Origin of the sequence: Streptomyces bugieae (genome assembly GCF_036352915.1) — a bacterium.
Lineage (GTDB): Bacteria > Actinomycetota > Actinomycetes > Streptomycetales > Streptomycetaceae > Streptomyces > Streptomyces endophytica.
The window spans coordinates 1-483 of sequence record NZ_JAZBJP010000110.1 but is presented as its reverse complement, the minus strand read 5'-3'; the positions used below and the strand labels follow the sequence as shown (position 1 = coordinate 483).

Genomic DNA, 483 nt, shown 5'->3' with positions numbered 1-483 from the left:
CATGAAGACCATCCGCAGCAGTCCGCCGGGGTCCTTCAGTTCGTACGGGTCGACCAGGTGGATCTCCCGGTCGCGGATGCCGTCGATTTCCTTCTTGAGCTGAGGCATCAGCCGTTCTCCTTGGCGGTGGCGGGCTGGAGCTGGGCGATGTCGGCGACAGCTCGGCGGATCGCGTCGCGTACCTGGGCCTCCTCGTCCTCGGTCATCTGCGGGTGGAGGCAGGGGCACAGCAGGCGGGCGGCGAGCTGTTCGGCGCGCGGGCAGTGCTGGCCGGTGGTGTGGGTGCGGATGAGGTCGTGGCCGAGGTAGGTGACGGGGTCGGAGACGATGCTGCCGACCCCGTACCGGTGGGCGAGCACGTCCATCAGCTCGTCGCGGCCCCGGGCCGCCCACGCTTCGGGGACCAGGAGGTTGTGCCGGTAGTAGAGGTGCAGGTCCTCGTCGAGCGTCGGGTCGACCGTCGAGGAGAACGCGTCCAGGACG

General features: G+C 69.4%; 1 protein-coding gene. It reads right to left on the bottom strand.

The genetic code is table 11. The features are described from left to right. Positions 1–107 precede the first annotated feature (107 nt). On the bottom strand, positions 108–483 hold a 376-nt coding region (locus tag V2J85_RS40410), incomplete at its 5' end, for a DegT/DnrJ/EryC1/StrS family aminotransferase (protein WP_330824365.1).